Below are 8,200 nucleotides of genomic sequence, written 5' to 3'. Positions count from 1 at the left end.
GGCTTGGTACACTGAACGTAATCAATTGCAAAAGGCAGTAGATTGGCAGTTTACTACTGCCGATGCTCGGATTCGACTGAAGCGCCTCTATCCACAAATTGAAAACTGACAGTCCACTAGTCAACCCTACCCATAATGGAAATCTTTCTAAAGGGGGAACGAATCCTATGTCTTTTGGATGACTCGTCTATTAATCTTGGGATAGACGTTTGAAAAGTTCCCTGAAAAACGAGGTTAAATGATTTGAAATAATTATAATTTACATCTTTATATATAAAAAAACAATATAAAAAATCTGCAATGAATCTGTCGGTGGCCCTAGTGGGCGACTGGATGGACTAATGGGTCAGCTACTGGGTATCACGCTTGGCAGCGAGGATTTGACGTTTTGGAGTGGGGCTTGACGCTTGGCAACAAGTGTTGATGGTTAGGCGACTATGTCATCCTTTTGCGTCCGCACCTTAATTCGATGGTTGCCCCTAATAACCCCTTAGGGAACAGCGCATCAATAAAATCCCAATTGGGTAGGGGTAGGAGAGTAAAAGGGTAGGAGGGTAGGGGAATGAAGAGGGGATATTATTTCTTTGCAAATCCCTTGGTTGTTCCTGTGGGTGCCCTGAATGAAACCTTGTGGAACACTGAATAAACTGAAGTAATAGGGTGAAGGCTAGGATGGGGCAATTAAATCAAACGGATTTTTGCAGCATATCTGATTGGGTGCTCTGATTGAGTGCAATGTATTTTTGGGGATCCATTGTCAGGGTTTGGGAAATTCTAGTCCAGAAGTAAAATGGCTAGATTAAGCTAGATGAGGCAATCGCAGGGACAGCGCAGGGATTTGGCATGGTGGAATCAACAATGCGGGACAATCTAGTTTGGACAAATCATATATCGGAAATTCCCCAAAATGCTTGGGATGCACTGGCTAAGCCCCTGAAAACGCCGTTTCTGGAATGGGCGTGGCTGCACAATATGGAAACTTCGGGAAGTACGACAGCCCGTACAGGCTGGCTACCCAATCACCTGACGATGTGGCGCGATCGAACTCTCATTGCGGCGGCTCCACTATATGTCAAGGGCCATAGTTATGGAGAGTTCGTCTTTGATCATCAATGGGCTGATTTAGCCGATCGATTAGGGATCGAATATTATCCTAAATTGTTGGGTATGTCACCCTTTACGCCAGCAGAAGGGTATCGGTTCTTGATTGCACCCGGTGAGGATGAAGATGAAATTACTGCGAAAATGATTAATGAAATTGATCATTTCTGCATTCGTAATCAGATTTCAGGTTGCAATTTTCTCTATGTCGATCCAGAGTGGCAACCTGTTTTAGAGCGTCAGGGATTTAGCACGTGGCTGCACCATAGTTACGTCTGGCAAAATCAGAATTATCATGACTTCGATCACTATTTAAAAGCATTCAATGCAAATCAGCGTCGTAATATTAAACGGGAGCGTAAAGCTGTTTCTCAAGCGGAATTGCAGTTAAAAGTATGGGAGGGAAAACAAGTTTCTTCGGCGTTGTTGAGTCAGATGTATCGCTTTTATAGTGACACCTGCGATAAGTTTGGTTGGTGGGGGAGCAAGTATTTAACCCGCAAGTTCTTTGAGCAGTTACATTCCGATTTCTCTGAGTATTTAGTGCTGTTTGCGGCCTACCATGCTGACGAGGAAACCCATCCTGTGGGAATGTCATTTTGTTTAACTAAAGCCGATCGCTTGTATGGGCGCTATTGGGGTTCGGTAGACGAGATTGATTGTCTCCATTTCGAGGCTTGCTATTACAGCCCGATTGAATGGGCGATCAAAAATAACATTCAAATTTTTGATCCAGGTGCTGGTGGACGCCATAAGAAACGTCGTGGATTTCCAGCAACGCCTAATTACTCGATGCATCGTTTCTATGAGCCCCGCCTAGCGCAAATTCTCAGAACTCATATCGATCGTATTAATGAGTTGGAGCAGCAGGAAATGGACGCCATTAACCAGGATTTACCATTTAAGCAAGAACCACTCCAGTTTGACATTTAATCGCCCCGGCTTTTTAAGGTGGATTTAGGGCGATCGACTGTCCACGATCGAACCCGACGCTCAATGCTGACATGAATTTCTGTCATGAGTTTCTGTGATTGCTAAAAACAGCACCATTCAGATGGCTAGCCTCGTCCAAAAGGAAGGAAACCTACAACAGCCGTAACTGAACTTCCTCCCCCGTTGCTGCCTCTTCCCCGAGGCTTGAGTCCCTCGCTGTTGATCGGTCAGTTTTCGTCTCCAGTGCCACCCCTACCAAGGCTGGCTGTATCCACGCATCTGCCTCCCCCAGCAACTGTTTTGCAGCCTCCACCATCGGCTTCTCCAATTCCCGCAAATCCTCCCGATTCTGGATATATGCCTGCAATGCCTCCAACGGACTCACCGTGCTACCCACCCCTAACTCTGGCAACCGCGATCGGCTCAACTGCGCCACTACCTGTGCCTGCATCGTATAGGTGTGGGCGATCGCCAATGCCTGATGTAACTCTGCCTCATTCATAAGTGCCATTTGCTCCGATCGCAGCGAATACATCACCCGCACCACCGCATCCGCGATCGGCCTACCCTGGATCTCTTCCAGCAATGCTCTCTGGGGATCTTCCGACTCTGTTAAATCCAGATCGATCGTACAAAACGATCGTACTGACAACGGGCAAAACTCCACCTGTGTCTGCCCCCGCGCCAACTCCACCAAAACAAACCCCTTCTCCTCTTTCTCCTCAGAAAAATCAACTCGCTCAATACTACCGGGATAAATTACAAACGGATCTTTAGACAATATTTGATGCTTGTGCACATGGCCCAGGGCAACGTAATCAAAACAATCCCGCGTTAAAAACGCCAACGGTACTGTAAACCCTTTTCCCACCGCTAATAATCGCTCTGCCCCAAATTCCGCTGCATCCGCCATCAAATGCCCCAATAAAATTGTTGGCAACGCTGGATCTAATTGACGGATTTCTCCCTCCAATGCCACCCGCAAGCGATCGAGCAACACCTCCCCGACCTCCAGCATCGATAGCCCTTCTACCTCCGCCTTCGTCATTAGTGTCGATCGATTCAGCCAAGGGAGCGTTAGCACCTGCACCATTCCCCCCGCTGTCGGAATCCGATGGGTCTCCAATCGATCGCCCACCACTACCTGCGGTACCCCCAGCGTCCGGTAAATGCACAAACTTGCCCCCCCCGACCCCTGGGAATGCTGGTCATGGTTCCCCACCAGCAGCACCACCGGAATTCCCGCCTCTCCCAACCGCCGAAACTGCCGCGCAAATGCCTGCTGAATGTACGGTGCGGGCGTCGCATCGGGAAACGCATCCCCGCCAAACAACACTAGATCTACCGATTCTGCCAAGGCTCGATCGATGCAGCGTCCCAGCGTCCCTACAAAGTCCTCAAACCGAGTATTCAAACCCGTTTCAGGATTTACCTTTCCGTGGATAAATCCGCTACCTAAATGAATATCGGAAAGATGTAAAACTTTAATCATAGGGGCAAAGCCTAGAGGTCACTGAGGGGTTGCGAGATCGGGATGCATCTAAAATTAAATTTACTGATCCAGTTTCGATTTAGTATAGAACAAATGGCCTGATGGATGGTTGTTGACGAGGGTTTAACAGGAAAATCTATGAAATCACAATGGGAATGCTTCTTAGAAAATTTGGGAGAATGGCAAGGATCGTTCGATCGCTTTTTGATCTCCGGAGAACTCCTAGAAGCTGTTCCCTCTCACCTTGTGTTAGAAGAAATCGAACCCCAAAAAGCTCGCCTTACCCTCAAACGCGATTCCCCCAAGTATCCCGCTCCTCTTGTGCAGGAATATTCCAGTTTCAATCGCGGCTTACTCTTTTTTGAAAATGGAGCCTTCTCCCAAGGTTCACTTCAGTTTTCCCCGATTGCCCAATTCGGTGGAGAATTCGGCTTTGTCCATCGCGATCGACGTCTGCGCATGGTGCAATTATTTGAATCCGACAATCAGTTAAAAAACATTATCTTAATCCGTGAACAACGGGTTGGTAGTCAAGCTCCAGAACAACCAGCCTTGCAAGTGGATGATTTAGTCGGCACTTGGGAAGGTCACGCGATCGCCCTCACTCCGGAATGGCAAACGACAACGTTTCATTCAACGCTAACCATTGAACGCCTCAGCCCCGATCGTCTGCAACAAACCCTCACTTTCGCCAATCACACCCTCACTTCTACCGCTGTCATTGCTGGATCAACTCTGCACTTTGCCGACGGTGCCCAGCCCTACCAGATTACGCTGTTTCCCGATGCAGCCTCTGCCACATTTCCGATCGTGCCCCAACCGGGCCAAGCCTTCTTTTTGGAAGCGGGTTGGATGCCAGAACCGGGTCTGCGTTTGCGTCTTATCCGTCGCTACGATGCCAGTGGCGCTTGGGTCAATGCCACCCTCGTAACAGAACGCAAAATAGCGTGATAGAACTTAAACTAAAGCGTTAACTTTTTGCGGTTTTCCCTAGTCCTCTTTTCACTATAGGGATAGGCTAAGGATGTCGAGAAGAGGTAACGCCCTATGAGAACTTCCCGCATTTCCCGCCAAATTATTCGGATGCTTGTCGTAATTCTCGGTTTCCTAGGATCAGTGGGTAACTAGCCCGTTCTCAGAATGGCTTCTGTTTAAGCTGGATTCCGTTCAAGGCGATCGCCGCATTTTGTCCCCCGAAGCCGAAGCTAAAGCAGAGAACCGTATGAATCGGTTGGTTAGGGGAGGTGTTTATTGGATCTACGCGAACCAGGTTTAAAGCAAAATCAGTCTGGTCTAAGCCCACGCAGGGGGGGAAGGTCTGCTGCTGTAAGGTCATCAGTCCCATGGTAACCCCGATCGCCCCGGATGCCCCCAAGGTATGGCCGGTTGCGCCCTTTGTTGAACTCACGGGAACCGATTGCCAACCGAGGTAATGCAAAATATTTGCTTCAGTGCGATCGTTTAATGTTGTTGCTGTGCCATGGGCGTGAATGAAATCAATTTGGTCATAGGCTAAGCCACTGCGATCACAACAAAGTTTCACAGCATGTACCGCTGTATGGATTTCCGGATTCGGAGCACTTAGGTGATAGGCGTCCGCCGTCAGTCCAGCTTGCAATACGTTGCCATAGATTTTGGCCTGCCGCGATCGGGCTAACTCCTCAGATTCCAAAACTAAAAATGCGCCCCCTTCCCCGAGGACAAATCCCTCTCGATCACGATCAAACGGATAGGCTCCCGTCTGGGCCAAAGCGCCCATGCGGCTAAAACCCGCGATCGTCAAGGGTGTAATCGGCGCTTCCACAGCTCCCGCAATCACCCGTTGGCATTGGCCCGTGCGGATTAATTCTGCTCCTTGGGCGATCGCCCAAATCCCCGTTGCACAGGCCGCTGTGGGTGCCGACACGATCGCTTGGGTTTGGATCGATCGGGCCACCTGCACTGCTGCAACGTTCGGCAAGTGGTCTAACCAATTGGTCACCGTTGTTCCCCCTGGCTGCCTTAACAGTTGCTCCCATCCCCCTTGGTTGCCCCGGCTGGAACCAATGACCACGCCACAATCCACTAGCGGCGGGGTCAGACCTGCATCCGCTAGGGCGTCGGCCAAAATCTGATGTGTTAGCGATCTCAGATTCGTTGGCTGATTTGCAACCCTCGCCAAAGGTAACGGTGACAACTCCGGAAAGGGTTGCTGGATGTGAATGCCCGATCGACCCGCTAGAATCGATCGCCAAGTTTCCTGCAAATTGCCCAACGTAGACAACAACCCAATTCCAGTCACCACTACATCCATAAAATATTCAATGCAACCAATCTAGTGCAATCAATCCAGCACAACAAAAAAAGAGTATAGGGAAACTTTCCCTATACCCAAAAAACACTCATTCACTTAAGACAAATGACTTAACTGCAACGTTAGACATTCAAGGTTAGAGACTCTTAAACCTAGGTGTCAGGCGCAAGCTAGCCGCAGTTTAATGAATAAAAGCTGACTGCTTATTTGCGATTTTTTAGGTTTTCTAAGCCAGCCGTAACCCGAGCGGATTCAATCCGATCGCCCTGCTGGATCTTGTCTACCACATCCATTCCCTGGGTGACATAGCCGAAGACGGCGTAATTCCCATCCAGAAAACTTAAATCTGCCAAAGCCACATAAAACTGGGAAGATGCAGAATCTGGATATCCCGATCGTGCCATTGCCACTGCACCCCGAGTATGACGCAGCTTAGGCGGATCCTGAATTCTCAATTCTTCAAAGGTTTTGCTGTAGACAATCTTGTCCCCTTGACTGGGCTTAATTTCCAAGGGAATCGATCGCGGCTGATTTGTAGCTGGGTCAACATAGCCTCCCCGTCCTAATTGATCCACTGGAACATTGGGATCCCGTCCATCGGGGTCTCCCCCTTGCACCACAAATGGCTGGGGTTGCCGCACAACTCGGTGAAATACCAGTCCGTCGTAGACTTTTTTGTCCACCAAGTCTACAAAGTTGCCCGCCGTGATTGGTGCATTGGTTCCATCGACTTCGATCGTGATCGGACTCCCTTTAACCGTCATCACCACCGTTGCTTTTCCTTCTAAGCGAGGCAGATTGGGAAAAAGCTGAGCCGCTTGAGCCGCTTCCTTACTCACGGTTCCCGGCGACTCACTGGCGCTAGGGGAGGGCGAAGCGGAGGGAGACGCTGCTGGAGTCGTACTCGCTGAAACACTTTCTGAAGGCTTGGGAGCTGCTGTAGTCGAGTCTTCTGCCTTACTACAACCAGTGGTTACGAGAATTGCGATCGCAAGGGTTGCCACCAACCAAATCCGAAATCGTCGCTGCATTAATTGCCGCATAATTTGCACCTTTTCCAACGGAAATCAGCCACTAGAGTACGCAGATTATGGTACGCAGACTTTGTCATATTGCATCAGAATTTCTCTAATCTGCCAGTCCTACTGCTCGCCCACAAGAACCGCTCAGGATGCCATAAGGGGGATGGAACCTACAGCCCTTCCATGGGAACGCCCAAGAAGCGTACCAATTCCGCCGCCTGATTCTCAATTTCAGAGAGCCCCATCGGTTGGCCCACACGGGTCAAGGGGATGTCTCGCATCCCGCGAACCTTGAGATAAATAGAGCGACGGGGGTTTAAACCTTCTTTGAGGGTTACTTTCACCGCCTGGATATCTTCCAACTTGCAATTGACGGCAATTTGTCGGTTCTTCCCCGGAAAGCCCCACCGAAAAATCGTGGCCTGTTTAGTCTCTTTATTAAACTCGTTATAGCCGCTACCTAAATCTAATGCGATCGAGAGCCAGAGATAAATGGACAGCAACACCCCTGCTGCACCATAGGCTCCCATGGCAATTCCTTGGGGAAAAAAGATAAGCTGGGTTGGATCAGAAAACGGCAGCAAATTGATGTGGGTATAGCTAGAAATTCCTGCTAATAAAAAGCCAGTCGCCCCAATGGAAACAACCGTTGCCCAAAAATAATTACTAAAACGCCGGGAACCCACGATGGTTTGGCGAAAGACTCGATCGGTTTGTGTAGCCTGCGCAGTCATAGGTTTTAGAAACTTCCTTAAAAAACAGAGCGTTAAAGTTGTCCCCCTGCTGGAGACCCCATCAGCCTAATCCACAAGCACTTAACAGATCACTTAGATGTATCACAGAGCGGTATCCCATAACTGTGGATGTCTCCCGTAAATTGAGCTCGGGATAAATTACTCCAAGATTTCCGAGCCTGTTATCAAGCCTTTCATCTAGTATGCCAGGGTCAGTATGCCAAAAGTATGGCTCCACTGGGGAGAGTCAAAAGCCGATCCAACTGCTGTATCAAGATGGCTTAATGCAGCCCTGTTGGGGTTTTTAGCATCTAAAGCAAAATATCTTCAAATGAGACGGCTTGTATCGGTTTGTAAAAAAACTGATATCCCGTATGATGAGAACATATCAATGCGTTCACTCTAGAGAACCTGTAATTAGATAAAGCTAGAGGGGTTTTATCCATGACCATTGCCGTCGGGCGCGCGCCAGCGCAGCGCGGTATCTTTGATGCCGTGGACGACTGGCTGAAGCGCGATCGTTTCGTCTTCGTGGGCTGGTCAGGTCTGCTGTTGTTTCCCTGTGCATTTTTGGCACTGGGTGGCTGGATGACCGGTACCACCTTTGTCACGTCCTGGTATACCC

At 49.2% G+C, this 8,200-nt stretch carries 6 protein-coding genes and 1 pseudogene; 3 read left to right on the top strand and 4 right to left on the bottom strand.

Going from position 1 to position 8,200, the window contains the following annotated elements:
• Positions 1 to 858: 858 nt before the first annotated feature.
• Entirely contained in the window at positions 859 to 2,034 is a 1,176-nt protein-coding gene (locus ACN4EG_RS26435; RefSeq protein ID WP_431633274.1) for a GNAT family N-acetyltransferase, read from the top strand.
• A 151-nt stretch (positions 2,035 to 2,185) separates the two neighbouring features.
• Here the strand turns inward: ACN4EG_RS26435 and sbcD are convergent, their stop codons facing one another.
• Complete coding sequence (gene sbcD, locus ACN4EG_RS26430; RefSeq protein WP_431633273.1) at positions 2,186 to 3,526, bottom strand: exonuclease subunit SbcD; 1,341 nt, start codon at positions 3,524 to 3,526, stop codon at positions 2,186 to 2,188.
• Between the two features lie 138 nt (positions 3,527 to 3,664).
• On the opposite strand from sbcD, the gene ACN4EG_RS26425 reads away from it, so the two are divergent.
• Positions 3,665 to 4,477 (top strand): DUF3598 family protein, encoded by an 813-nt coding sequence (locus ACN4EG_RS26425; protein WP_431633272.1) that lies wholly within the window; start codon positions 3,665 to 3,667, stop codon positions 4,475 to 4,477.
• A gap of 184 nt (positions 4,478 to 4,661) precedes the next feature.
• Here ACN4EG_RS26425 and ACN4EG_RS26420 read toward each other — a convergent pair whose 3' ends face one another.
• The 3 genes from ACN4EG_RS26420 to ACN4EG_RS26410 all read right to left on the bottom strand — a co-directional run bounded on the left by ACN4EG_RS26420 (position 4,662) and on the right by ACN4EG_RS26410 (position 7,575).
• Positions 4,662 to 5,819, bottom strand: coding sequence for a beta-ketoacyl-ACP synthase (locus ACN4EG_RS26420; protein WP_431633271.1), 1,158 nt, complete (start codon positions 5,817 to 5,819; stop codon positions 4,662 to 4,664).
• A gap of 203 nt (positions 5,820 to 6,022) precedes the next feature.
• Positions 6,023 to 6,871, bottom strand: coding sequence for a peptidylprolyl isomerase (locus ACN4EG_RS26415; RefSeq protein ID WP_431633275.1), 849 nt, complete (start codon positions 6,869 to 6,871; stop codon positions 6,023 to 6,025).
• Positions 6,872 to 7,011: 140 nt separating this feature from the next.
• Positions 7,012 to 7,575: a photosystem I assembly protein Ycf4 gene (locus ACN4EG_RS26410; RefSeq protein WP_431633270.1), complete on the bottom strand. Its 564-nt coding sequence runs from the start codon at positions 7,573 to 7,575 to the stop codon at positions 7,012 to 7,014.
• Positions 7,576 to 8,019: 444 nt separating this feature from the next.
• Between ACN4EG_RS26410 and ACN4EG_RS26405 the strand changes: the two are divergent.
• Positions 8,020 to 8,200: pseudogene (locus tag ACN4EG_RS26405) on the top strand (photosystem II D2 protein (photosystem q(a) protein)); the annotation flags it as partial.

Origin of the sequence: Alkalinema pantanalense CENA528 (genome assembly GCF_050753345.1) — a bacterium.
GTDB lineage: Bacteria > Cyanobacteriota > Cyanobacteriia > Leptolyngbyales > Leptolyngbyaceae > Alkalinema > Alkalinema pantanalense.
Note: the sequence above shows the minus strand (reverse complement) of the source record. Positions and strands in the feature narration are given on the sequence as shown.

What these genes read in the sequence shown, in the direction of transcription:
- sbcD (WP_431633273.1), bottom strand. Translation starts at nt 3,526, where the DNA reads ATGATTAAAGTTTTACATCTTTCCGATATTCATTTAGGTAGCGGATTT.
- ACN4EG_RS26420 (WP_431633271.1), bottom strand. Translation starts at nt 5,819, where the DNA reads ATGGATGTAGTGGTGACTGGAATTGGGTTGTTGTCTACGTTGGGCAAT.
- ACN4EG_RS26435 (WP_431633274.1), top strand. Translation starts at nt 859, where the DNA reads ATGCGGGACAATCTAGTTTGGACAAATCATATATCGGAAATTCCCCAA.
- ACN4EG_RS26410 (WP_431633270.1), bottom strand. Translation starts at nt 7,575, where the DNA reads ATGACTGCGCAGGCTACACAAACCGATCGAGTCTTTCGCCAAACCATC.
- ACN4EG_RS26425 (WP_431633272.1), top strand. Translation starts at nt 3,665, where the DNA reads ATGAAATCACAATGGGAATGCTTCTTAGAAAATTTGGGAGAATGGCAA.